Origin of the sequence: Paenibacillus sp. OSY-SE (assembly GCF_000283315.1) — a bacterium.
Classification (GTDB): Bacteria; Bacillota; Bacilli; order Paenibacillales; family Paenibacillaceae; genus Paenibacillus_B; species Paenibacillus_B profundus.
This window is the reverse complement of sequence record NZ_ALKF01000198.1, coordinates 141,346-166,563: the sequence shown is the minus strand read 5'-3', so window position 1 is coordinate 166,563 and position 25,218 is coordinate 141,346. Positions and strand designations below refer to the sequence as shown.

General features: G+C 49.0%; 25 protein-coding genes and 3 tRNA genes. 25 read left to right on the top strand and 3 right to left on the bottom strand.

The genetic code is table 11. The annotated features are described in order from the left end of the window. Window positions 1-5: 5 nt before the first annotated feature. The 18 genes from A372_RS0125110 to yajC all read left to right on the top strand — a co-directional run bounded on the left by A372_RS0125110 (window position 6) and on the right by yajC (window position 13,068). Window positions 6-82: transfer RNA gene (locus A372_RS0125110), tRNA-Arg, on the top strand. 15 nt (window positions 83-97) lie between these two features. After that, window positions 98-179: transfer RNA gene (locus A372_RS0125105), tRNA-Leu, on the top strand. Window positions 180-188: 9 nt separating this feature from the next. After that, window positions 189-265 (top strand) — tRNA-Pro (locus A372_RS0125100). 286 nt (window positions 266-551) lie between these two features. Then, window positions 552-1,061 (top strand): RNA polymerase sigma factor SigY, encoded by a 510-nt coding sequence (gene sigY / locus A372_RS0125095; protein ID WP_019423677.1) that lies wholly within the window; start codon window positions 552-554, stop codon window positions 1,059-1,061. Between the two features lie 2 nt (window positions 1,062-1,063). After that, the gene (locus tag A372_RS0125090) at window positions 1,064-1,411 is read left to right on the top strand and encodes a YxlC family protein (protein ID WP_019423676.1); all 348 of its coding nucleotides are present in this window, start codon (window positions 1,064-1,066) and stop codon (window positions 1,409-1,411) included. After that, window positions 1,404-1,637 (top strand): hypothetical protein, encoded by a 234-nt coding sequence (locus tag A372_RS0125085; protein ID WP_019423675.1) that lies wholly within the window; start codon window positions 1,404-1,406, stop codon window positions 1,635-1,637. Before A372_RS0125090 ends, A372_RS0125085 begins: the two co-directional genes overlap by 8 nt. 29 nt (window positions 1,638-1,666) lie before the next feature. After that, window positions 1,667-1,873 (top strand): PLD nuclease N-terminal domain-containing protein, encoded by a 207-nt coding sequence (locus A372_RS0125080; RefSeq protein WP_019423674.1) that lies wholly within the window; start codon window positions 1,667-1,669, stop codon window positions 1,871-1,873. After that, a complete protein-coding gene (locus A372_RS0125075) occupies window positions 1,870-2,790 on the top strand; it encodes an ABC transporter ATP-binding protein (protein ID WP_019423673.1) in 921 nt (306 codons plus the stop codon). Before A372_RS0125080 ends, A372_RS0125075 begins: the two co-directional genes overlap by 4 nt. Then, window positions 2,790-3,584, top strand: a complete 795-nt coding sequence (locus A372_RS34725; RefSeq protein ID WP_019423672.1) for an ABC transporter permease subunit — start codon at window positions 2,790-2,792, stop codon at window positions 3,582-3,584. Before A372_RS0125075 ends, A372_RS34725 begins: the two co-directional genes overlap by 1 nt. 76 nt (window positions 3,585-3,660) lie before the next feature. Then, complete coding sequence (locus A372_RS0125065) at window positions 3,661-4,389, top strand: BofC C-terminal domain-containing protein (protein WP_019423671.1); 729 nt, start codon at window positions 3,661-3,663, stop codon at window positions 4,387-4,389. 179 nt (window positions 4,390-4,568) lie between these two features. Next, window positions 4,569-5,738: a cation:proton antiporter gene (locus A372_RS0125060; RefSeq protein ID WP_019423670.1), complete on the top strand. Its 1,170-nt coding sequence runs from the start codon at window positions 4,569-4,571 to the stop codon at window positions 5,736-5,738. Window positions 5,739-5,862: 124 nt separating this feature from the next. After that, window positions 5,863-6,366 carry a crossover junction endodeoxyribonuclease RuvC gene (ruvC, locus tag A372_RS0125055; RefSeq protein WP_026011283.1) on the top strand — a complete coding sequence of 168 codons (504 nt, stop codon included), beginning with the start codon at window positions 5,863-5,865 and terminating at the stop codon, window positions 6,364-6,366. Continuing rightward, window positions 6,363-6,983, top strand: a complete 621-nt coding sequence (gene ruvA, locus A372_RS0125050) for a Holliday junction branch migration protein RuvA (protein ID WP_019423668.1) — start codon at window positions 6,363-6,365, stop codon at window positions 6,981-6,983. Before ruvC ends, ruvA begins: the two co-directional genes overlap by 4 nt. 14 nt (window positions 6,984-6,997) lie before the next feature. After that, window positions 6,998-8,002, top strand: coding sequence for a Holliday junction branch migration DNA helicase RuvB (gene ruvB / locus A372_RS0125045; RefSeq protein WP_019423667.1), 1,005 nt, complete (start codon window positions 6,998-7,000; stop codon window positions 8,000-8,002). Window positions 8,003-8,293: 291 nt separating this feature from the next. Beyond that, on the top strand, window positions 8,294-10,441 hold the full coding sequence (locus A372_RS0125040; protein ID WP_019423666.1) for a SpoIID/LytB domain-containing protein: 2,148 nt from the start codon (window positions 8,294-8,296) through the stop codon (window positions 10,439-10,441). A gap of 12 nt (window positions 10,442-10,453) precedes the next feature. Further along, window positions 10,454-11,491, top strand: a complete 1,038-nt coding sequence (queA, locus tag A372_RS0125035) for a tRNA preQ1(34) S-adenosylmethionine ribosyltransferase-isomerase QueA (RefSeq protein ID WP_019423665.1) — start codon at window positions 10,454-10,456, stop codon at window positions 11,489-11,491. A gap of 26 nt (window positions 11,492-11,517) precedes the next feature. Further along, entirely contained in the window at window positions 11,518-12,654 is a 1,137-nt protein-coding gene (tgt, locus tag A372_RS0125030) for a tRNA guanosine(34) transglycosylase Tgt (protein WP_019423664.1), read from the top strand. 99 nt (window positions 12,655-12,753) lie between these two features. Beyond that, entirely contained in the window at window positions 12,754-13,068 is a 315-nt protein-coding gene (gene yajC, locus A372_RS0125025; RefSeq protein WP_019423663.1) for a preprotein translocase subunit YajC, read from the top strand. Window positions 13,069-13,209: 141 nt separating this feature from the next. Here the strand turns inward: yajC and A372_RS0125020 are convergent, their stop codons facing one another. Continuing rightward, window positions 13,210-14,073, bottom strand: a complete 864-nt coding sequence (locus tag A372_RS0125020) for a phosphatase PAP2 family protein (protein ID WP_019423662.1) — start codon at window positions 14,071-14,073, stop codon at window positions 13,210-13,212. 108 nt (window positions 14,074-14,181) lie between these two features. Continuing rightward, window positions 14,182-14,580: a TIGR04086 family membrane protein gene (locus A372_RS0125015; protein ID WP_026011282.1), complete on the bottom strand. Its 399-nt coding sequence runs from the start codon at window positions 14,578-14,580 to the stop codon at window positions 14,182-14,184. A 173-nt stretch (window positions 14,581-14,753) separates the two neighbouring features. Here A372_RS0125015 and A372_RS0125010 point away from each other — a divergent pair, with 173 nt between their 5' ends. Beyond that, window positions 14,754-16,076 (top strand): ArsB/NhaD family transporter, encoded by a 1,323-nt coding sequence (locus A372_RS0125010; RefSeq protein ID WP_019423660.1) that lies wholly within the window; start codon window positions 14,754-14,756, stop codon window positions 16,074-16,076. Window positions 16,077-16,260: 184 nt separating this feature from the next. Continuing rightward, the gene (locus A372_RS0125005; protein ID WP_019423659.1) at window positions 16,261-17,079 is read left to right on the top strand and encodes a DUF421 domain-containing protein; all 819 of its coding nucleotides are present in this window, start codon (window positions 16,261-16,263) and stop codon (window positions 17,077-17,079) included. A gap of 39 nt (window positions 17,080-17,118) precedes the next feature. On the opposite strand, the gene spoVB is transcribed toward A372_RS0125005, so the two are convergent. After that, entirely contained in the window at window positions 17,119-18,702 is a 1,584-nt protein-coding gene (gene spoVB, locus A372_RS0125000; RefSeq protein ID WP_019423658.1) for a stage V sporulation protein B, read from the bottom strand. Between the two features lie 198 nt (window positions 18,703-18,900). On the opposite strand from spoVB, the gene A372_RS0124995 reads away from it, so the two are divergent. The 5 genes from A372_RS0124995 to recJ all read left to right on the top strand — a co-directional run bounded on the left by A372_RS0124995 (window position 18,901) and on the right by recJ (window position 25,217). Next, entirely contained in the window at window positions 18,901-19,155 is a 255-nt protein-coding gene (locus A372_RS0124995; protein ID WP_026011281.1) for a post-transcriptional regulator, read from the top strand. Between the two features lie 265 nt (window positions 19,156-19,420). Further along, complete coding sequence (secD, locus tag A372_RS36710) at window positions 19,421-20,689, top strand: protein translocase subunit SecD (RefSeq protein ID WP_019423655.1); 1,269 nt, start codon at window positions 19,421-19,423, stop codon at window positions 20,687-20,689. Then, entirely contained in the window at window positions 20,679-21,590 is a 912-nt protein-coding gene (gene secF, locus A372_RS36705) for a protein translocase subunit SecF (RefSeq protein WP_019423654.1), read from the top strand. Before secD ends, secF begins: the two co-directional genes overlap by 11 nt. Before the next feature lie 224 nt (window positions 21,591-21,814). Beyond that, window positions 21,815-22,765 (top strand): cation diffusion facilitator family transporter, encoded by a 951-nt coding sequence (locus A372_RS0124980; RefSeq protein ID WP_019423653.1) that lies wholly within the window; start codon window positions 21,815-21,817, stop codon window positions 22,763-22,765. Between the two features lie 22 nt (window positions 22,766-22,787). Beyond that, window positions 22,788-25,217 (top strand): single-stranded-DNA-specific exonuclease RecJ, encoded by a 2,430-nt coding sequence (gene recJ, locus A372_RS0124975; protein ID WP_019423652.1) that lies wholly within the window; start codon window positions 22,788-22,790, stop codon window positions 25,215-25,217. Window position 25,218 lies beyond the last annotated feature (1 nt).

Sequence of the window (25,218 nt, the reverse complement as noted above, 5' to 3'; positions counted from 1 at the left end):
AATATGCGCCCTTAGCTCAGCTGGATAGAGCGTTTGACTACGAATCAAAAGGCCGGGAGTTCGAATCTCTCAGGGCGCGCCATATATAACTTCATAAGCCGGTGTGGCGGAATGGCAGACGCGCGCGACTCAAAATCGTGAGGGAAACCGTGGAGGTTCGAGTCCTCTCACCGGCACCATAAGATGTTCGGGACGTAGCTCAGCTTGGTAGAGCACTTGGTTTGGGACCAAGGGGTCGCATGTTCAAATCGTGTCGTCCCGACCACTAACATGAAGAACCGTCGGTTATATGCCGGCGGTTTTTGCATTTTATTTTGTGTATTCGATTACTCTTCGCATAATTCGGCATAGACTACTTCTTGACTAGGTTGCATCCTCTATTCATATCCGTCTTTTCAGTTCGTTTACATTCCTTTTTTTTCTATACATCTTCCAGTGTGGTCACTGGGGTTCCATATTTTTTTGCGCTGCGTTGAACGATTGAACCGCCTTGTTCGTATTACTTGCGACTGCAGTCATTAGAACATAAATCATAAGGAGCGTGAGAGTAATTGACCGAACAGGATACCATTGATCGTGCTCAAGCTGGTGATACGGCTGCGCTCGCGCTCCTTTTGCAGCAGCATTACACATTTGTGCGCAGCTATGTGCTGAAGCTAACTATGAATCCAACATTGACGGATGATATTGTGCAGGACACGATGTTGAAAAGCATGGAAAAGTTACATTTGTATAACGGCGCTTCCAAGTTTTCGTCTTGGCTTATTACGATCGCCACTCGAATCTATGTGGATCTAACGAGGCGACAGAAGGTGGAGAAGCGCTGGCAAGAACAGGCGATACGATCTCTCCGATACCAGATGGAGGCTCATAACGAAGAATGGACGGATATGATTGATTCATTAGGCAAGCTTCCGCCGGAGCAGCGCGCCGCAATCTTATTAAAGCATTATTACGGCTATTCCTATCCGGAAATAGCGGAAATGCTCAATTGTAGCGAAGGCACTGCAAAATCCCGCGTATTTTACGGCATCGAGCACATTCGAAAGGAGCTGAGATAAACATGGAGCATAAGAAATTGCCGGAGACCGAAGAAGAATGGTCAGCTATGCTCAAGGAACAATGGACCAAGCTGGATGTGTATAGCGAACAGAAGCCCGTGCCAAGTCAGACGTTTCTTATCGGAATGTTAACGGAACACAAGCAAAGGCAGAAGCGCGCGTTATGGCGCGAATTAAGTGTCCTGTGGCTGGCAGCTGCAGTTATGCTGCTTGGCGGATTTACATTGGCAGTGACCGATATCTCCGTATATGTAATGATCCAGCTCGTATTATTTGTCGGCATCCTAGGGGGATTGCTCATGCGAGGATATGTGATGAAAAGACGCAGAAGAGGTGCGCGTCATGAATAATCTGAATTCAATTCCGTTGTGGGCATTGTTCCTGTTAGGAGCTATATTGGTGACGCAGGGGACGTGGCTTTTTCTGCATGCCCGCAAGCACGGCTATTATCCGTGGTTATGGGCCTTGTGGGGCTTCCTTAGCTTTCCGCTGCCATCCCTAGTGTACGTGCTCTTTGTAGCTCAGCCATGGAGAAGGACAATACCTAAGAACAGACATACGGATGATAGCGAATAACTTACTTTATGGAATAGAGGGGATAACGAATGGAGATGGCTTGGGCGGATATTCCTTGGAATATCATTATGCCACTTATCGTTGTGCAGCTCATCTTGATGGTAGTTGCTCTGGTATCGCTGAACAAGACAGAATGGACCAACGGGCCGAAATGGCTGTGGCTTATCATTATTATCGTGTTAAATATTCCGGGTTGCATCGCTTATTTCTTAATAGGTAGAAAGGAGAGAAGATGAGCCAGTTCATTATTACACAATTGAGCAAGCAGTATGGCAATCATAAGGCGGTGGATGCCGTTAACTTTACGATACAAAGCGGAAGCTGCACGGCCCTTCTCGGTCCGAACGGGGCGGGAAAGACGACGACGCTGCACATGCTGACAGGAGTGACCAAGCCAAGCTCCGGGACAGTCGCGATGGTCGATGGGGCGGGACGGGAACATCGCGGGGATCTGAGACGCTGGATCGGATTTATGCCGCAGTCGCCCAGCTTTCATTATTGGATGACAGGCCGGGAGTGGCTGCAAATGATGGCTGAATTAACAGGCAGCAGCAAGCGTCAAGCTCGTGTAACGGCGGATGAATGGATGAAGACTGTCGGTCTGGAGCATGCGGGGCAGCGCAGCATTGGCGGATATTCCGGAGGTATGAAACAGCGACTCGGCTTGGCGCAAGCTATGATCGCGCGTCCGGAGCTGCTAGTGCTTGACGAACCGGTGTCTGCGCTCGACCCGATCGGCAGGCGTGAGGTCATGGCATTGCTGGAATCGTTGAAGCGGCGAACGACGATTCTATTCTCCACTCATGTGCTGCACGATGCCGAGGACTTATGTGATGAGCTGATTATTATGAAGCAAGGTAAAGTATTGATGCAGGGCAAATGGGATGAGCTTCGTAAACAATCGGAATCACCGTTATTTACGATTGAAGTGGAGCATACGGCGGCAGCTCTTGCTTGGCTGCGAGAGTTAGCCGATATGCCGCTCGTAAAGGAAGCGAGTGTACGCTCCGCACGAGCGGAGCTAGTCGTGAGCGATCACGATGCCGCAAGGGAATTTCTGTTGAAGCAGATTCGCGAACGCAGAATACCGCTTGTACGATTCGAGGCCGGCGTGACAACCTTAGAACAGCTATTTATGAAGGCGGTGAAGTGATGAAGGCATGGTCCGTCCTTTACCGGAAAGAATGCACGGAGATGCTGCGTAATTATAAATGGATTTGGGTGCCGCTAGTATTTGCTGTCTTAGGTATTGCTCAGCCTGTCACGATGAAGTTTATGCCCGATATACTATCGATGGCAGGAAGTTTGCCGGAAGGCACGATTCTGCAGATCCCGACACCTATGGCAGGAGAGGTGCTCGGCCAGACCCTGAGTCAATTTAACACGGTTGGAGTACTTGTACTTGTGCTTGCATTGATGGGGTGTGTATCGGGAGAAGTGAAGTCGGGAGCGGCTGCCGCACTGTTGACCAAGCCGATCTCCCATGTTAGCTATATGATGGCCAAATGGGCAGGAGCCATCTCCTTGACGATTCCGTCAGTCCTGCTTGGTTATTTATGCTCATGGTATTACACGGAACAGCTGATCGGACATGTGGATATATTAAATGGCGCGACAGCAGCCTGCCTTGCACTAGGCTGGTTCATATGGATCTCGAGCTTAACCGTAGCTATGAGCGCGCTGATTAATAATGCGGGCGGTTCAGCCTTTGCAGCACTTGCTGCCGCTATGTTGACGAGTATTCTAGCGGGCCTGCTTCCGGCGTCAAGCGGATGGATGCCTTCCAAGCTGCTGCAGGGAGCCCAACTGATGCTGATGAATATTGAACTGCCATTCCCATGGCCAATTGCGGCTATGACAACTCTGCTTCTTATGGCAGCCTTTATGGTCACAGCTGTTATTCGCAACGCCCGGCGCGGCACGTGGCTGCCGGCGTCGCACGAATAAATGAAATGAGACAAGCAAGTATAGACATCCCCTTCATTTGGCCAAACTAAGAAAAAAAGAGTAAGAGGGGATTGTTATGGCTCGGGAACCTCGTACCTATACACGGTTCTATTTTCGAGTGAAGCAATGGAAAAAGCGTCTGCGGCGATGGAAGCGTCCGCTCTGGTCATTGGCAGCCATTCTATTGTTTCTTACGATTTTGACTATCGGTATTCAATTGTCGGATAACATACGCAATCTGGTGGAAGGTAAAGATAATACGCCATCGCTGGAGACATTTGCAATGCTTCAGGGTGATGAATTCACAAAGTTAGATAGGTCAACACAGCTTGTCCTGAATCAGCTGATGAACAAGGATGAGAAGCGAGAGGTCGTCCATCGGAAGCAATACATTTGCGGAAAAAGTGATGAAGCGCTAGGCAAACAGAACTCGCGTGACATTATTCAAACCGTGCTGAATCATCCGGATTGGCTGACTTCGATGGACAGTGACGGCCGTGTTATTTTAGAGGAGCAAGTTGACGACATGTCGGAAATTTGTAAGGAACAAGCGCACATTGGATTGGATAAAGACGGGAACCTAACTCTATATGACGGACCGCCGCAGAAGCAGAAGGCGATACGAACTTTTTTTCAACTGGATGTAGAGTCGATGGAGAGCGCTCTTCCGCCTAAAGTGCTCAAACAGTTGTATCAAGGCATACGCATTACGGACATGGATGAATATCATAGCGTACTGTCCACGTTCAGCGATTATGCCGTAGAAGAGACCGAAAAAGTGATGAAACCAACTCCAGTCGATTGACGTAATCTTATAAAAAAAATGAAAGAAGGACGCCGTAAACCGGAGTCCTTCTTTTTTTATCCTGGCGGGGTTGGCTCGATTAAATCAGAGTGTGAAAATGGAATGGATTGCCCTGAACAGTTTCAAGAGAAATACCGGTTTACGGTCATAATATATATACAGCCGAAAGGGGAATGCCAATGGAACTAATTCTCATGCTGCTCATTATTTTGGCGTCGACGAAGATTGCGGGAGAGCTTACCGTACGATTGGGACAGCCAGCCGTACTTGGTAAATTGCTCGTCGGTATTATCATTGGACCTGCCGTACTCGGATGGATTATGGACGGAGAGGTCATTAAGGAAATGGCGGAAGTCGGTGTCATTTTGCTTATGTTTATCGCCGGTCTGGAAACCGATCTGGATCAGTTGAAGAAGAACTGGAAAGCGGCGTTTGCCGTAGCGATTGGCGGCGTCATTCTGCCGTTCATCGGAGGCTACAGCGGAGGCTTATTGATCGGCCTAGATAACAATCAATCGATGTTCCTCGGTCTGTTGCTGTGTGCTACATCCGTAAGTATTTCCGTACAAACATTGAAGGATCTGGGACAGCTAAGCACGAGGGAAGGCACGACCATATTGGGAGCTGCCGTGGTGGATGATGTTCTCGTTGTCATTTTGCTCGCCTTTATGCTGAGCTTGCTCGGAGCAGGCGGTGAAGCATCGATTGGACTAATTATCGGTAAAAAGGTGTTGTTCTTCGCAGTCGCCATCGCAGCGGGCATTTACTTGGTGCCGCACGTTATGAAGTGGCTAGCTCCGCTGCGAGTGACCGAAGCGGTCATTAGTGCAGCGCTTATAATATGCTTTGCGTTTTCTTATTTTGCCGATTATCTAGGCGTGGCGGGAATTATCGGTGCCTTTGCCGCTGGCATCGCCATATCGCAGACGAAATTCAAACACGAGGTGGAGCATCGCCTGGAGCCGATTGCGTATGGCATATTCGTTCCGATATTTTTTGTCAGCGTCGGCATTAATGTAACCTTCGAAGGGATTGGCGATCACATCGTCTTCATTATTATATTTACTGTCATCGCCATACTGACCAAGCTGCTCGGCTGTGGCTTCGGGGCTCGCATGACTGGCTTCGATCGCAAGAGTGCCATTGGTATCGGCGCAGGAATGGTATCCCGTGGAGAAGTGGCGCTCATTATTGCTACGACTGGTCTGGAAGGCGCGCTCTTTGACAAGGTGTACTTTACACCGATTGTCATCGTCATCATTCTAACCACGTTAGTCACACCTCCGATGCTGAAGGCTGCATTTCGCCAGCCGAAAGCGGGTGCGAAACCAATGACAGCAGGAAAATAACAGAATCTATAGCGTGAAAACATGTATCTATTGATTCATTCTCTTCCTATCGATCTGTGTTATAATGGGGTGAACACATATGTTCGCTTACTGTTACATGGACATCGGTGAGGGAGAGATTTTTTTGCGTATTTTAGGAATTGATCCTGGCATTGCTATTGTCGGGTTTGGGTTCGTTGATAAACAAGGGAGCAAGATTGTTCCCGTACAGTACGGCTCGATTCAGACGGAAGCGACGACAGCGCCCGAGACTCGGCTTCTGCAGGTGTTCGAAGCAGCCGAGGAGCTGCTGGACAGATATAAACCAGATGCGATGGCGGTAGAGAAGCTGTTCTTCAATCGCAATGTCACGACTGCATTCTCTGTGGGACAAGCCCGTGGAGTCACTATATTGGCTGCGGCTAAGCGCGGCATCTCGATTGCAGAATATACTCCTATGCAGGTAAAGCAGGCCGTCGTCGGATACGGGAAGGCGGAGAAGAAGCAGGTGCAGGAAATGGTGCGTATATTCTTGAAGCTGAAAGAAGTTCCCAAGCCGGATGATGTGGCGGATGCGCTTGCTGTGGCTATATGTCATGCGCATTCCAGTGGGCTTAATGACAAATTGAACGGAGTATCGCGGACATGATCGATTTTTTGCGCGGGCAGGTGGCCCATTTAGAAACGGATTATATTGTAATGGATGTACAAGGCATCGGTTACCGAGTGTATACGCCGAACCCTTATGCTTTTGCTAAGAACGATGATCCTGTTACCGTATATACGCATCATCATGTGCGGGAGGACGCCATGCTGTTATTCGGCTTCGGTTCGCGAGAGGAGCAGAAGCTGTTCCGCCGCTTGATCGATGTGAATGGCGTCGGTCCGAAAGTCGCCCTTGGCATATTGGCCGGTGGGAAGCCGGAGAGCGTTGTGTTGGCGATCCAGCAAGAGAATATAGCCTTTTTGACGAAGCTGCCAGGCATCGGCAAGAAGACGGCGCAGCGTATTATTCTTGATTTGAAGGACAAGCTCGACAGCATCGGAATAAATTTGAGCGCCGGCGCGCTGTTTATGGATATTGCGGTGCCAGGAGATGACGTAGCGAACAGCGCATGGGGAGAGGCTAGGGAAGCCTTGATGGCGCTCGGATATACGGACGCGGAGCTGGATCGGGTATGGCATGACCTGCAGCATCGAGTCCATGCTGACGAGAGCGTCGACTCTTTAATGAAGAAGGCGCTGCAATCGTTGTTTAAAGGTTAAGAAAGGCGGTTAAGATGGAAGAGCGCATCATATCAGCCAATTACATGATGGAAGATCAAGTCGTCGAGTTGAGCCTTCGTCCGCGGTATTTGTCTGAGTATATTGGGCAATCGCAAGTGAAGGACAACTTGAAGGTGTTTATCGAAGCGGCGAAAATGCGGAAGGAAGCGTTGGATCATGTTCTCTTGTACGGGCCGCCAGGGCTTGGGAAGACGACGCTCTCCAACATCATTGCGAACGAGCTCGGTGTCAATATTCGCACTACTTCCGGTCCTGCGATCGAGCGCCCAGGTGATTTGGCAGCGATCTTGACGAACTTGCAGGAAGGCGACGTGCTGTTCATCGATGAGATTCACCGCCTTCACCGCACGGTGGAGGAAGTGCTGTATCCCGCGATGGAGGACTTTGCGCTGGATATTATTATCGGCAAAGGTCCGAGCGCGCGGTCAGTCCGTCTGGATCTGCCCAAGTTCACGCTGATCGGGGCGACTACACGCGCAGGCCTACTGTCCGCACCGCTGCGCGACCGATTCGGTGTCATGAGCCGGCTAGAGTACTACAACAAGGACGAGCTCAGCTTTATCGTATCGCGGGCTGCCGATATTTTGGAAGTGCAGGTCGTAGGAGATTCTTCCGACGAGATCGCTGTACGATCCCGCGGGACGCCACGGATTGCCAATCGGCTGCTGAAGCGGGTTCGCGACTTTGCGCAAGTTCGCGGAGACGGCATCATTACTCCGGAAATTGCGAAGGAAGCGCTACAGAGCATTCAGGTCGATCCGATCGGATTAGATCAGATTGACCATAAGATGCTGCATGCGATGATTTCACATTTTCGTGGCGGACCTGTTGGACTGGACACGATTGCAGCGACAATCGGTGAAGAGAGCCAGACGATTGAAGACGTATATGAGCCATATTTGCTGCAGATCGGCTTTCTTCAACGCACGCCGCGCGGACGTATGGTGACGCCACAGGCATACACTCATTTAGGATTGCCAATTCCAGAAAATAAATAACTGAAATAATAGTGCGTGCTCAAAAAAAGTCACTTTTCAGCACCGAGAAGTACAAGTTTCAGCAAGAGAACTACATCGGAAGCATTCCTCGAAGGAAGAGCGGAATGTAGGTAAGACTCATGAGCGCCTGCAATGTTTCCGGAGGATACATACTTCGGAAGCATATGCTCTTCAAGGGTGAATGCAAGATTCGATGTCAAATGATATCTTGGATGCTTCGTGATCAAAAGGGGTTTTTTGCACAACCTCTAATTGTTTCAACGGAGAGACGTGCAGGAAGGGGAATGTAACATGAAAAACAACCGGAACGTTATCCGCAGAACGGCAGTGGGGATGCTGGCGGGGGCTTTGCTTGTGAGCGGGGCTTCGCTCGCACCGCTGCCTGGCAGCGGTGCGCAGCTCATAGCGCATGCAGCGGAGGCTGCAGCTGATAAAGACACAGTTCCTCCGCAGAATGTGAAGAGCGAGGACATCCGCGTAGCTTTATTTGCGAATCTGTCCAAGGGATCGCCAGGAGAGACGGCGCGCATTACGATGTCTTCCACATCGAAACTTCAGATTGCAGCGCGTCACAATGCGGAGAGCATAGGCATTGTCGATGCGGGTACGGAGCAGGTTCGATTCAGCGCAGATGATTATAAGGTAAAACTAATCGAGACGAAAGATAAAGCGGTCGCTACAGCGGTACTGAAGAAGGCGCAAGCGAGCGATGATGCAATTATGAGCGAGATGCAGCGCCGGGGTACGACCTTCTATGCGATATATGTAGGGAGCTACCCGACAGGCAAAGCAGCGAACCAAGCCTTAACCCGGCTGAAAAATGATGGAAGCGTTGTTTCTTTGCTGAAAGGTTACGAACCAACCGTCGCTGGCCCACATTATGTGCAGACGGGAACGTACGCTTCATCCAATGAAGCAAAAGCGGTCCAGAAGATGTTGCTCGATGCGGATGTGGACGCCTTTGTCGTCTCTATGATATCGAACGGGCAGTTATTGACCTCCGTATGGGCCGGACAAGCAGAATCGGAGGCGCAGCTCGAACAGACGAAAGCCTCCATTGAACGAAAGAATCTATCCGTATCTGTACGCCCTGCACAAGCGCAAGGAGCCCTTATACATACGTTAGAAGAGACAGGAACCGGAAGCTTGACCCATTTACGTGTTAACGGAACCGTCAAGTGGTTGGTGAAGCCGGCTGAGCCGACGAATATTAAAATCTCGGAACGATATGAACGTGCTTATCGTGGTGAGATGGAAGTAAGCTTGCATAATGGGGAGCTTGCATTAGTGAATGAAGTGCCACTGGAGCAATATTTAATTTCGGTAGTCGGTGGAGAGGTATACTCCAGTTGGCCGCAGGAAGCACTGAAAGCTCAGGCGGTGGCGGCACGCACGTTCGCGCTGTATCAGGGCACAAAATTCGAAATCGCCAATGTGGTGGATACGACATTAAGCCAAGCCTATTATGGTGTCGAGAAGGAACATCCCAACATTAAGAAGGCTGTTGAAGACACGGCTGGAGAAGTATTGATGCAGAACGGCAAACTAATCGAAGCGATCTTCAACTCCAATGCCGGAGGCAAGACAGCCGATCCTAGCGAAGTGTGGGGCGGTTCCTATGATTATTTCCAAGTGGTGGACAGCCCTGATGACGCCGTGCAGGAAGGCAAGAAATCATGGTATCATGTCGTTATGCCAGACGGCAAATCGGGTTACATCCGTGAAGATGTAGTCGACATGACCGAACGGCATAATGAAGCAGGCTTTGCGCTCGTCTCCGTACAGGAGGATGGCACGAATATTCGTCCTAATCCAGCCATTCAATCCGATGTGAACCCGATCGCTAAAGTAAATAAGGGCACATCACTCGCAGTGATTGAGACGGTTGCGGAATCAACGGAAATGAATTGGGTTCGCGGTCCATATACATCGGAGCAAATCACGAGTTGGTTGAAGAGCCGTACGAAGACCGCGCTGAACGGTCCGGTTACCAGCTTGGAGATTACGGAACGCGGACCATCTGGCCGCGCCGTCAAGATAGAAGCGAACGGAGTTCAAGTGGACGTTAGCTATCCTGATAACTTCCGCTATGCGTTTGGGGGACTTCCGAGCACGCTGTTCGACATTGTGTCTACTGACGCATATACGGCAGCAGGCGTGGATGGAAAGACGAAGGAACTGAACGGAGTTGGCGGTGCTCAGGCTGTGAGCGGCACGAACCAATCCGATGCGAAAGTGCCGGAGAACGGAGTTAAGCTAGGCGCGAATGAGAAGAGCGGCATCGTCAACTCAGAGCCATCATTCCTGTTTGTTGGCAAAGGCAACGGTCACGGCGTAGGAATGTCGCAGTGGGGTGCCAAAGGTTTGTCTGATCAGGGGTATGACTACAAGAAAATTTTGCAATACTATTACAAAAATGTGGAGCTTGTGAAGCGTTAGGACGGACAAACAATGAATGTGGACTTATTTGATTTTCATTTGCCTGAACATTTAATTGCACAGACTCCGTTGCAGGACCGGACGGCTTCTCGTCTATTGACGTTGAACCGCCGTACCGGAGCTATCGGACATCAACTATTTTCAGACATTTTGCAATTTTTGCGTGCCGGGGATTTGCTCGTATTGAATGATACAAGGGTAATCCCTGCCCGGCTGTTCGGCGTCAAGCCGGATACCGGTGCTAAGGTGGAGGTATTGCTATTAAAGCAAGAGCAAGATGATTGCTGGGAAGCATTGGTGAAGCCAGCGAAAAGGTTGAAGGAAGGGGCTGTCGTTCACTTCAGCGATAAGCTGCAAGCGGAGGTCGTAGAGGAGCGTGAGATGGGGGCAAGAGTTCTTCGCTTCTCCTATGAAGGCATCTTCAACGAAATCTTGGACGAGCTCGGTCAAATGCCCTTGCCGCCTTATATTAAAGAGCAGTTGGAAGATCGGGAGCGATATCAGACGGTCTATGCGAAGCATGAAGGTTCGGCAGCTGCTCCCACAGCAGGTTTGCATTTTACGAAAGAAATATTGAAGGATATCGAACGTATGGGCGTTCGTATCGCTTATATTACGCTGCATGTCGGGCTGGGAACGTTCCGCCCCATGTCTGCTGATACCGTGGAAGAGCATGTGATGCATTCGGAGTATTATGAACTAAGCGAAGAGACAGCTGCGCTTATCAATGATGCAAAGCGTCAGGGCGGACGAATTGTGGCGGTAGGCACCACATCCGCGCGTACGCTGGAGACGGTGGCTGAGCGGTATGAAGGCGCAGTTGTAGCTTCATGCTCGGGCTGGACGGATATTTTCATGTATCCGGGCTACACGTTCCAGCTCGTCGATGCGCTGCTTACTAACTTTCACTTGCCGAAGTCAACACTCGTTATGCTAGTAAGCGCAATGGCAGGACGTGAGCGAATTATGGCTGCCTATCAAGAAGCTATCGAACGCGAATACCGTTTCTTTAGCTTTGGCGACGCCATGTTCATTTATGATGATCGTTAAACCAAAAACAAGGATGAGATAATTACATGGCAGCAGTAACGTATGAGTTAATTAAGACATGCAAACAAACTGGGGCGCGCCTCGGACGCGTTCATACGCCGCACGGCTCGTTCGAGACCCCGATATTTATGCCAGTTGGCACTCAGGCAACCGTAAAGACAATGAGCCCGGAAGAATTGAAGGATATGGATGCCAAGATTATTTTGAGCAATACGTACCATCTGTTCCTTCGTCCGGGACACGACATCGTGAAGGAAGCGGGCGGTCTCCATTCGTTTATGAACTGGGATCGTGCCATTTTGACGGACAGCGGCGGATTTCAAGTATTTAGTCTGAGCGACATGCGTAAGATTGAAGAAGAGGGTGTACATTTTCGTTCTCATCTAAGCGGGGACAAGCTATTTATTTCTCCGGAGAAAGCGATGGAAATTCAAAATGCACTCGGTTCAGATATTATGATGGCTTTTGACGAGTGCGCACCTTATCCTGCCGAGCATGCCTATGTGAAGCAATCATTGGAGCGTACGACACGTTGGGCAGAAAGATGCTTGAACAGTCATTCTCGTCCACATGATCAAGCGCTGTTCGCTATTGTGCAAGGAGGCATGTTTGAGGATTTGCGTCGTCAGAGCGCAATGGATTTGACTTCGATGGATTTCCCGGGGTATGCTATTGGTGGATTGAGCGTAGGAGAGCCAAAACATCTTATGTATGATGTGCTTGATTACACGATGCCGCTATTGCCTGCTCTTAAACCACGATATTTGATGGGCGTCGGTTCACCGGATGCGCTTGTCGAAGGTGCTATGCGCGGAGTGGACATGTTCGATTGCGTCCTGCCGACTCGGATTGCTCGTAACGGAACAACGATGACGAGTCAAGGACGTCTCGTCGTACGCAATGCTAAGTTCGCGCGGGACTTTGGGCCGCTTGATCCGAAGTGCAATTGTTACACCTGCCGCAACTACTCGCGTGCGTATTTACGCCATCTCATCAAAGCGGACGAAACGTTCGGACTTCGCTTGACAACGTATCATAATTTACACTTTTTGTTGGATTTGATGCGACAAGTGCGTGAAGCCATTCGGGAAGATCGTCTCCGCGACTTCAGGGATGAATTTTTCGAGGCTTATGGGATGGATCGCAACGAGAGCGGCTTCTAATGGACGCGACTGCTCCTATTATGTATTATTATTTGTATTGTGTAACGGAGCAGCGAGTCTATACATATTGTTTATATTTTATGGAAAGGGGGATTACATATGCTATTAGCTGGAGCAGATGCAGCAGGGGGCGGCGGAATTATGGCGATGTTATTGCCTTTCATCGCTATGTTTGCCGTATTTTATTTCTTATTAATCCGTCCGCAGCAGAAGAAACAGAAACAGCGGAATTCGATGCTTACTGCATTGAAAAAGGGAGACAAAATCGTCACGATCGGCGGACTTCACGGTACGATTGTTGAGATTACAGACGACATCGTGGTCCTTCGCGTCAATGACGTAACGAAGATGACTTTTGACCGCAGTGCGATTAGCAACATTGTTACAAGCGAGGAAACTTCAAGCGCGTCATAATAAGGTATTTAGCAGCAATCAACAAAGAAGCGATACTCCGTTGAATAGGAGCATCGCTTCTTTGTTGTTGAGGCATTAGCAAGCTGCCGGCTTGCTTGAGTCGTTATCCTTCGTGTACAAAGGGAGGCGTTTTGAAAGCTCTTATAGCAATTCTTTGGAGTTGGGGTATGACTTGGCATAGGGCTTCTGTCGTGTTGGAAGCATCGTTCCCCAGGACATTTGAACACCAGCCAACTTCATGCCCATCCAGGCAGCGAAGACGGCGAGCATCGTTCCAGCCACCATATCGGTCAGCCAATGAATGCCGAGATAGAAGATGGAGAATACGATAATAATCGCACTAATAGCCGTAAAGATGGACCAACGCCGGTTACGGGACTGTGAAGCGAGCAAAGCGACAGTCACGGAGATGGAAGTGTGCAAGCTAGGGAAACAGTTATCGAGTCCAGATAAGGAGCGGTAACTTTCTTCAAAGCTCGGGAACACATCCAACATGCGGAACTTGACGCCTGCTGGCGGGTAAGACCATACTTCGTTAACCGGAAAGAACAAGTAGAAAGGTATGGCTACAATATAATTAATCATAATTGCATAACAGACCGCATGCGCCATGCGCATATTCCCGTTGGCTGTATAAATGGCGAGCGAACCTACAATTAACGCCTGAAACACAACAATATAGAAAAAAGACACAACTTGTGTAATAAGCGGGTGATTGAATATTTGCTGTACGCTATATACGAATTGTCCTTCCAAGCGATGAATATTGGCTGTAAAGTCCCAATTAATGTTAAGCCAACTTTCAATCGTAAGCTCCCATCCATTTATCATTAGAATAAGAATAAGTGCGATAAAGGCAAACAAGAACGAACGAGAAGTCCACAGTGCTTTCACAAAAGCGCTAACGACAGCCAACGGCTGTCGGCGCGAACCGAACCAAATTAGCAAGATGACGACTGCGACGGTCCAGAGCGTGACGGACTGCATGGAATGGAATAAAACCATGATAATCCCCCTAAGTATTGTCACTTTGCAATGTTAAACTTCAATAGTATATCACAAATAGAGGGGGATTACATGAATCGAATGTTCCTATTCAATCACATGAATTGGTCATTTGCCCGTTCTGCTCATATTTACACCGATAATTCCACCCAAGGCTCCGATGCAAAAAGCAATGAGTACAAGCAGGAGCTTGGTGCCGCTAAGCCCTGCGTCCATAGCAAGAAAGCCAATAAGCAGAACGAGCATAGAATAGCATAAGCCAGTTATCCCGCCATAATACCAGCCTTTCTTGCCGCTTCGCCGTCCAGAAATCCATCCTCCGATAAAAAGAGCGATAGCGTGAACAATATAAGTATAGCTTATCATATCATCTTCGCTGGCAGAACTGGAATATAACATGACGGATAAAGCTAAAGCGCCTAAGGCCATCCACACAAAGGCATAGACGACACCGGCCAATAACGGATGACTAACTTTCCAGTGGGAAACGCGCTGAATCGCATTCATGTTCAATTTCAATAACCCCTTTCCAAATTGGAACTGTTTAGTAATCATCGTATGGGCAAGCTGTACGAAATAGTACAAGGCATAGACGAAAAAAAAAGTCGGGTGTTATAATGTGTGATCGATAAGTCCATAGTGAGTATGAAATACTCGAACAAGCAATTCACTAGAGAGGGATGGAATTTGTGGGACAAGATGCAGCAAGTTGGCAGGTGACCGCAGCGGTCATCATTTTTTTGGTTTCGTATGCCATCATAATTTCGGAAAAAATAAACCGAGCGATAATCGCTCTGCTCGGTGCGGTGGCTATGCTAATCCTCCAAATTGTAGATGTGCATACAGCATTTACAACTTATATTGAGTGGAATACAATTTTCCTGCTTGTCGGAATGATGATACTCGTCGGCATTACGAACAAGAGCGGGATATTTCAATATGCAGCTGTGAAGGCTGCGCAGAAAGCGAAAGGAAGACCGATTCGAATATTGATTATTTTATTTCTGCTCACTTCTGTGGGCTCAGCCTTTCTGGATAATGTAACGACTGTCTTATTGATGGTGCCGATTACGTTCTCCATTACCCGCATGCTGAAAATCAATCCGGTGCCGTTTCTGATAGCTGAAGTCATTGCTTCAAATATTGGGGGAACGGCAACGCTTATCGGCGATCCGCCGAACATTATGATTGGATCTGCCAATAAGCATTTGACGTTTAATATGTTCTTGACCAACTTGGCACCGATTATCGCGGTCATCGTTGTCGCCGTCATCGGAATGCTAATTCTTATTTATCGCAAGCAACTAAAAGTATCGGACAGCCAGCGATATGCATTGATGGAATTGTCAGCGGCGTCGTACATTTCTGATAAGCGGTTGGTGCGTAAATCTGTAACGGTTCTTCTCCTTACGATCGTTGGCTTCGTCCTGCATTCGGTCATTCATGTAGAAGCAGCTGTCGTCGCCATGGCAGGAGCTGCAGTGTTAATGCTCATCGGTCTGAAAAACGAAGAGGAGCTCGAAGAAGCATTGCACAAAGTGGAGTGGGTCACTATCCTGTTCTTTATCGGTTTGTTCATCCTCGTTGGCGGATTGATTGAAGCAGGCATTATCAAACAGCTAGCCCAAATGACGCTTAGTATAACAAACGGAGATATGACGAGCACTTCAATGCTTGTACTGTGGGTGTCGGGTATTGCGTCGGCAACGATAGATAATATCCCGTTCGTCGCAACGATGATTCCATTGCTTCAGGATGTGGGTACACAAATGGGCATTACAGACCCGAACCAGTTAAATCCGCTCTGGTGGTCATTGGCGCTGGGAGCCTGCTTAGGAGGAAACGGAACGCTTATCGGAGCCTCTGCAAACGTTATTGTGGCAGGCATGGCGCAGCGCGAAGGCAACGGCTTCAGTTACATGGATTTCCTGAAGATCGGGGCGCCGATTACCATCGTGTCGTTACTCATTTCTACCGTGTATATTCTACTATTCATCCTGTAACTTTTGATCTCGATGTGTATTAACTCCACTCCTCCTTCTTCGAGGGATGTGCGCAACAGGAAGAAAGCGGATGGGAATATTTCAATAACTAAATGCTGAATGCCTTAGCGAAACGGCGGTCAGAATACCAATGAATGCGGCTTTCGCAATCCGACAATATCGGTACGCGAGGAGGGTGTTACATATGGAAATCTGGACCGTCGTTGTTCGTACGGTCGTCATGTATTTTACGGTGTTCATCGTGCTTCGTTTGATGGGAAAACGGGAAATCGGCAAGCTGTCCGTATTTGACCTCGTCATTTCCATTATGATTGCTGATGTTGCGGTATTTGTCATTGAGGACAAGAATCGGCCTTACTGGGAAGGATTTGTGCCCATAGGTGTGTTAATCATCATCCAAATCAGTCTGTCCTTTATGTCGTTGAAAAGTAGAAGGCTGCGGCTTCTTTTTGACGGGTTCCCGAGTATTGTAATAGCGAATGGGAATTTAAATCGGAAAGAAATGAGTAAGCAACGGTATAACCTGGATGATTTAATGCAGCAGTTGCGTGAACAAGGCATCGATAATTTCGAGGACGTGAAGTATGCGATCCTGGAATCAACGGGGAAGCTGACCGTGTTCCTTATGGAGAATGCCAGCAGCTCCAACGGGCAGTCCAGCGGCGCCGATGATTCGGATTATCCGGATATAATGGGCATGTCCAGCGGCTCCTCAGCATCAGGTGATGACAGTTCGGAAGCGTCCGCTGCAAATTCTTCAAGCAATACTAAACAGAAGAAGAAGCCTACCCTGCCCCAGCCCGATCGCTTTCGGTTTGCAACCTTACCTCTTCCCCTTATCATGGACGGTAAGGTGCAGGATGATAATCTACAAAGCATTAATAAGACGCGATTTTGGTTGAAAAATCAACTTCAGTTAAAAGGTGTAAACGAATTTAAACAAGTATTTTTCTGTTCAATTGATCATAAAGGGCATATGTTCATCGATCGGAAACAACCATAAGAGGTTCTCCAAAAAGCCCCTTTTGACTACGAGCATAGGTTATTTATGGTGCGGCTTCGGGGCGAACCACTGCCGGAGCAAAGGAAGCCGCGCCAAATCATCGCGATCAATGAGACGCATCAGGATAAGCAATAGAAGATAAACGACCACCCCAGCCAGGCATGAAACGATAAACTTGGCTAAAAATTGCCCCGAAGCTGCAGGAAAGTGCGTGTATACGGCCTGCATGCACCCCGCAGTAATAATCATCGCGGCAGCTACTTTTAAAAAGTCCATCCAAGGCATTTTGAGCTTTATATGATGAATGACCCCTATCCCATGAAGCATAGTGACGACAACCGTATTAATACATATAGCGATGACTGCACCATAGATGCCAAGACTTGGATTTGAAGTAAGCTGGACGATAAGAATGATCTTCAGCGCTGCTCCGATAAATGTATTTACCAATGCCGTGCCGGGACGTTCAAGCGCTTGCAAGGCGGCTTGAAGTGGAGCCTGCAAGTAAATGAAGACGGCGATGGGGGCCATCCATTTTAACATAGGCGCGACGCTCACATCGTTATAGAGCAGCGCACATAATGGAAGCGCCAATACGAACATGGCGACGGCAAACGGTGCACCGCTGACTAGAGCGAGCCGCAGCGCTTGATGGATGCGCTTATGAATCGTCTCCATATCTTTGCGTCCTAATGCCTCAGACAGAGAAGGGACCAAGGAGACAGCCAGAGAATACGTCAATGCGCCCGGTAAGGTAAGTATAGGGATAATCATACCTTGCAAGGCTCCATATTGAGCGGTGGCAACTGCGGTAACGACACCCGCCATGGCTAAGCTTCGCGCAATCGTAATGGATTCCAATAAATAGGACAAGGAGCCGATGAGTCTTCCTCCGGTCACAGGCAGCGCAATATGGAGCAGGCGTGACATTTCGCTGCGTTGGTCTGCAGCAGGCTGCTCTGTCTTGACTTCATCGTCCGCTGCGGTCTGCTTCCGAGCAGAGCGCATGAGAAACATTAACACGAGCAGTCCCCCTAATTCACCAACAACGACGCCTGCCATGGCGCCTGCGGCAGCCCACTCGAGGCCATAGGGCAGGAACATATATGCAAAGACGATGACGGCGACAATGCGGATGAGCGTCTCCGTGACTTGCGACATCGCGGTGGGGACCATGTTCTGCATGCCTTGAAAATAACCGCGCAGCACGGAAGAGATGGCGACGAACACAATGATCGGAGTCATCACGAGAAATGTATAATAGACCCGGCTGTCCGTCAGCAGCTTGGACGTAATCCATGGGGCCAGCACGACGTAGAGGACGGAGAAGATGATACCAGCGCTAACAGTGAGCCGCATGGCGGTCACTACAATTCTGCGAACGCGCTGCTTGTCCCCCGTAGCATCCGCCTCAGCGATAAGCTTGGCCACTGCTAGCGGAACTCCGCCTGTAATGAGTGTAATGATGACGATAAGAAACGGATAACCTAGCTGATAAATGCCTACTCCTTCTGCCCCGATAATACGCGGAAGGGTAATGCGAGGTATAAACCCGAGAATCCGATTAATGATGCCTGCGGCCAATAAGATTAGCGTTCCTTGTATAAACGATTGCTTTTTCACGGTTCATCCCTCTTCCGAAGCGGACTTGTCTACCTGTTATATCCATAGATATGCGGTTGTCCCTATTCCATGCCGATTCGTTCTATGAATGTCGCGCTGCAGGCAAGTTTTCTTTTTCTTACGCATGGAAAAGATGTGGAGCAGGAATTCGGCACAGTGAGGTCGAATGTTGTCATAATTAGAAAGGGGATGTGCGGCATGTCTGAGCTGTATACCGAACAAGAGCGCATTGAGGCTATCGAGCTGTGCTGCATCAGTAAGGCGGAAGAGCTAAGGCTGCTTGGCTATGAGTACGTAACGGGAGAAGATGTATGGGAATGCGTCAGTGCAAAGTATAAAAAAAATAATGACAAGCCGGCGCTGCATCGCGTCGTGAATGACATACTGTCTTTAAAATCAACGCAATTTATGAACTATATGACCATGGCGGCTTTCCGGGGGGAACCCATTTAATGTTCAAAAAAAACCTTTTGATCACGAATTTATATAGGTGAAAGCTAACATGTAAAACAGAAAGGCAGCTCATCATGCTCCGATAAGGAGCTTTTCTTCTGCAAACAAAAATAATAATTTTTTCCATGAAAATAGCGTGGAAACAGTATGTACAACGGCACAAGAGCACAGTGAATCCCGTTATCGCCATGATCCGTAAAATTGACTCGAAAAATGACCGCCGATATAATAGGAATATTGAATATGAAAGGGGACTTGGGACGATATGAAAAGGGTGCTCGCATTCCTGCTCATCGTTGTTGTATCGCTAGGCGTTATTGTTTGGACTAGCCCTTCGATAGTCAACAACATACGTCTCGGACTCGATTTGAAGGGCGGATTTGAGATTTTATATCAAGCATCGCCACTTGAACCGGGCGGGAAGATTACATCTGAGGCGCTGAGACAAACGGCAAGAAGCTTAGACAAGCGGATTAACGCGACAGGAACTAGTGAACCGGAAATTACGATTGAAGGTTCGGATCGCATCCGCGTAAAAATTGCCGACGTAAAAAACGAAGAGGAAGTACGCAAAAGATTGAAAGAACCTTCCGTGCTGACATTCCGCAGCTCTGACGGTTGTAAGGAAGCGACGGATTACTGCAAAATAGAGTTGAAAGGTACGGACTTTGTAGAAGGTGGAGCAAGCGTTGTGTTCAATGAGCTCCATCAGCCGATCGTAGCGATTAAACTGAAGGATGCCAGCAAGTTCTCGGAAATTACGAAACGATTGGCTTCTTTGGCACCGGAACAACGGAATCGCCTTGCCATTTTTATGGACGAGCATTTGATTTCCGATCCGGCAGTCAGCTACGAAATTTCAGGCGGGGAAGCAACCATTACGGGTCAACGCACGAACGAGGAAGCGAACGAGCTTCGGGATACGATTAATTTAGGGGCGTTGCCGCTGAAGCTGACCGAGAAATACTCGCAAAGCGTTGCTGCAACACTCGGTAAATTGTCACTCGATCAGACCGTGAAAGCGGGCTTAATCGGCACAGCGCTTATCCTTCTATTCATGCTGATCGTGTATCGCTTGCCTGGCGTCATCGCAAGCTTCTCGCTTATCCTGTTCACGTGGATGCTGCTCATCGTGTTCTGGCTGTCCGAGATTACGCTCACATTGCCCGGGATTGCGGCATTTATTTTGGGGCTCGGGATGGCCGTGGATGCCAATATTATTACGTACGAACGGATTAAGGAAGAGCTTCGCAGCGGCAAATCGATTAACTCTTCCATGAAAGCCGGATCCAAGAACTCCTTCCGTACGATTATGGATGCGAACATCACGACGATTATTGCTGGTGTCGTAATGTACGTTCTTGGAGAAAGCCAAGTTAAGGGCTTCGCGCTCATATTGATGATGACTGTTATCGTCAGTATCTTTACGAACGTGTTCCTCTCCCGTATTTTCCTGCACATGCTTGTGAAAGCACATGTGTTGACCAAACCGGGATATTTCGGCGTAAAGGAGAGTGAAATCCGTGCGCTTTAAGGGAACATTCAACTTTGTTCATTCCAGCAAGTATTTCTTTATCTTTTCCATCGTCATTACGATTCTTGGGGCGGTAGCACTCGGCGTATTTGGCTTGAATTACGGCGTTGACTTCAGTTCGGGCACGAATGTGGATATCACTTCGACGAAGACGATAGAGAAGACTCAGGTTGACGATTTGCTGAAATCGTATGATTTCAAGAAGGAACCCATTATTACGACGGGGGCCGAACGGATGACCATTCGCTTTAGCGAAGTGTTGACCGAGCCGCAAGAGAAGCAGTTTAAAGCTGATTTCAACAAGATTGATCCCGGGGCTTCCTTCGAAATCAGTACAGTTGACGTTGAGATCGCACGTGAGCTGCAGCGCAACGCGCTGCTTGCTGTCGGGATTGCCAGCTTAGGAATTATTCTTTACGTCAGCATCCGGTTCGAATGGCGCTTTGCGGTCTCGGCGGTTGTAGCCCTGCTGCATGACGCATTCATGGTTATCAGCTTGTTCTCAATTCTCAGGCTTGAGGTTAATCTGCCGTTCATCATTGCGATTCTGACGATTATCGGTTATTCCATCAACGATACGATCGTTATTTTTGACCGTATACGAGAAAATCTGCGGTTTTCAAAAGTTAAGAACATTCATGACCTGGCACACTTGGTCAATGACAGTATCTATCAGACGCTGACTCGTTCTATTAATACGGTGTTGACCGTGCTGGTGGCGGCACTCTGCTTGTTCATCTTCGGCAGCGAGTCGATTCGCATGTTCTCACTGGCGATTCTGTTCGGCTTGGGATTCGGTGCGTACTCCTCCATCTTCATCGCGAGCCCGCTCTGGGTTGTACTGAAGAGCAAGGAGAAGAAGAAACCGAAGGCATCTACCAAGACACAGCAAGCACAATAAGGACGAATTGGCATTGCATAATTGCGAAGTCAATGCTGCCTATTTCACTTGCGTGAAATAGCAAAAATTTTCGTTTCTTCTCATATTTGGGAGGAAAGAAACATACGATAAAGCCGCGTCCGTTTGTGACGCGGCTTTGGCGTTGTGCGGCAGCGTGCCTCTCATCGGTTGAAGATCAAGCTGCCAACGCCACAGACATAATGTGATACAAACGAGGGATGTAAATGTCTACCGACCGTTTTGCCAAAGCTGAGACAGGTGCATGGATAGGGATCATCGGAAATGTCGTTCTTGCTGCAGTGAAAGGAGCTGCCGGCTTTTTGTCCGGAAGTCAAGCACTTATCGCTGATGCATTCCACTCCGCCTCCGATGTAGCAGGCTCCTTTGCCGTGCTCATTGGGTTAAAGGCTGCCAAGCGTCCGCCGGATAAAGATCATCCCTACGGACATGGAAAAGCGGAATCGATTGCGGCCATTATCGTCTCGGTATTGCTCCTTGTCGTTGGACTTGAGCTGGCGATTTCTGCGGTCAAATCGATTTGGAACGGACAAGTGGAAATACCGAAATGGTATGCACTCGCGGCAATTATGTTATCCATTGTGGCCAAAGAAGGAATGTTCCAGTATAAATATCGTTTAGGCAAAAGACTCTCTTCCCAAGCTCTTATCGCGAATGCATGGGAGCATCGCTCGGACGTGTATTCGTCCATCGCGGCGTTAATCGGAGTCGGCGCAGCGATGATTGGGGGGCAGCTCAACATTGGTTGGCTGCTGTATATGGACCCTGCTGCGGGTGCCGCTGTTGCTGTACTAGTATTGCATATGGGCTATAAACTTGTCATGGATTCCATCCATTCGACGATGGATCATGTCCTTCACGACGAAGAAGCTAATCCGCTCATCCGTGCGGTGCAAACGGTCGATGGTGTTATTACCGTTGATGAGCTGCGCGCACGGGAGCATGGTCATTACGTCATCGTAGATGTTAAAATAAGCGTAAATCCGCGCATGACGGTAGCTGAAGGACATATGATCGCCAAGCGGGTCAAAAATCATTTGCTGCAGCGCTTTTTACACGTTGCCGATGTCTTTGTTCATGTGAATCCGTTCGATCCTGGGTATCCTTACCGGATGCAGGATCAAGTCCGGGAAGACACGACAACCTTATTGCAATAGATGTTGATAAAGGAGAGGAAGGATGCTTCATCCACGCTCGCGGTGGATCTGTGCGGAAACATCGGAAGCCCGCGTTGAACAGTTGGCGCGCGAAGCCAATATTTCGAAGCTGCTGGCGCGTATGTTCATGGTGCGCGGGGTAGAAGATGCGGAGCAGATTCATCGTTTTCTAAATGCTGATGTTGAACTTATGCACAATCCGTTCCTTATGGCCGGTATGGAACAGGCAGTGGAACGGATTCGACAAGCGATTGCCAATAATGAACGAATTCGCATTTATGGGGATTACGATGCAGACGGGGTGTCGAGCACCTCATTGATGATTTATGTGATGCGTCATTTGCAGGCGAACTTTGATTACTACATTCCGCATCGGGCCAACGAAGGTTACGGCCTGAATAAGGCGGCGATCGATCACGCGAAAGCGGCAGGCTGTACGCTCATCGTCACTGTCGATACGGGAATAAGCGCCCTCGAAGAAGTTGCATACGCCAAGGAGTTAAGCATTGATGTCGTTGTCACGGACCATCATGAGCCACCGGAACAACTTCCTGACGCTTACGTTCTCGTTAATCCGAAGCTTCCATACTGCACGTATCCGTTCAAAGGATTAGCAGGCGTAGGAGTTGCCTTTAAAGTTGCTCACGCACTGCTTGGACGCTTGCCAGAGGAATGGCTGGAGCTGGCTGCCATCGGCACGGTGGCGGATCTGATGCCGCTTATCGATGAGAACCGGATCATTGTCCAAAAAGCGCTGAAACGTATGGGTCGTTCCGATTATACGGGGATACGAGCCTTAATGAGAATCGGCGGTATCGAACCGAACCATGTAACATCGACAGATATCGCCTTCTCGATGGCGCCGCGAATCAATGCCAGCGGACGGCTCGATCATGCGGATACGGCAGTACAGCTTTTGACGACGGATGATGACGAGACGGCCCAAGCGTGCGCAGAAGAGCTCGATCGGCTGAATCGGGAGCGGCAAAAGATTGTGGAAAGTATCGTGAAGGAAGCGGAAGCCCAACTGGAAAAAAAGATAGAACAGAAAGAAGGCGTTCCTCACGTCATCGTGCTTGCAGCCGCAGGATGGAATGTTGGAGTCATCGGTATTGTCGCTTCTAAAATATTAGAGCGATATTATCGGCCTACGTTCGTGTTAGGTATTGATCCAGAGAGCGGTATGTGTAAAGGTTCAGCCCGATCGATCCCCGGATTTGACCTGTATGAAGCGATGACCGACTGCGCCGAGCTGTTCGAGCATTACGGAGGCCATCAGGCTGCAGCGGGTATGACGCTCCATCAGGATAAGCTTGAGGAACTGGAACGATGCTTGAATGAGTCAGCTCAAGCGAAGCTGAAGGAAGAACACTTCATGCCTAGCGTGGAAGTGGACGCGGAATGTGAAGTGTCAGACGTTCCGCTATCCGAGATTGAGCAGTTGGAACGTCTCGCTCCATTCGGAATGGGCAATCCAAGCCCTCGTGTCGTCATTCGCAATGCGATCGTGCGCGATAAGCGGACGATGGGTAAAGAAGGTCAACATTTGAAGTTGATGTTGGCGAAAGACCGTGCTACATTGGATGCGGTAGCTTTTCATCGCGGCAGCTTGTCGCATCGAATCGCCTCCGATGTGAGGGCAGATGTGCTTGGCGAACTGTCGGTAAACGAATGGAACGGCCAGCGCAAGCCTCAACTTATGATGCAGGATATTCGCATTGCAGAGCGGCAATTGTTCGATATGCGAGCCACCTCCAATGCTGTGGATAAGGCAGTTGAGTTGGCTCGAATATTAGAACAGGACGCGCCGCAATCATGCGCTCTTGTCTTGACACGGGAGCAGGCAGGTGTATATGCAGCCGAGCCGTATGTATGGCTGTACAGCGATGAAGAGAAGGGACCTGTCATTATTCCGGGTGCCTGGGGCTGGAAAGCGGACGATGCATTCGTTGCCGACCTGTCAAGCCATGTGCGAGAACTAGTCATCTGCGGCATGCCGCCAAGCGAGGAAGAATTCGAACGAGTGGCCCGGCAGCTGCCGGACGTCGAAAGAATATATGTCATCCTGCCCCGGCAACCGGAGGGAGGACGGCTGCACTCGCCTGAACGGGAACGCATCGCTCGCGCTTATAGTGAATTGAGACGATTGGCAACATGGGACACCGAACCGGCACTATTACAGTCACTTGCCTCTCGATTGAACATGAGCGATAGAGAACTGCTGCTCCTGTTCGGTGTATTTCAAGATTTGGACTTTATAACATGTATATTATCTCAAGAAAAAGTAACCTATCGCATCGTGGAGCAGCCTCAGAAGACTTCACTTGAACAATCGCAGCGCTATCAGGATTGGATGATTGCCTCCGCCTGGGAAAGTCGTTGGTATGAACCAGCGACAGAGGCTTTTGCGGCTTGGCTCTGGTCATGCTGGGACCGTGTGCGCGGTGTATAAC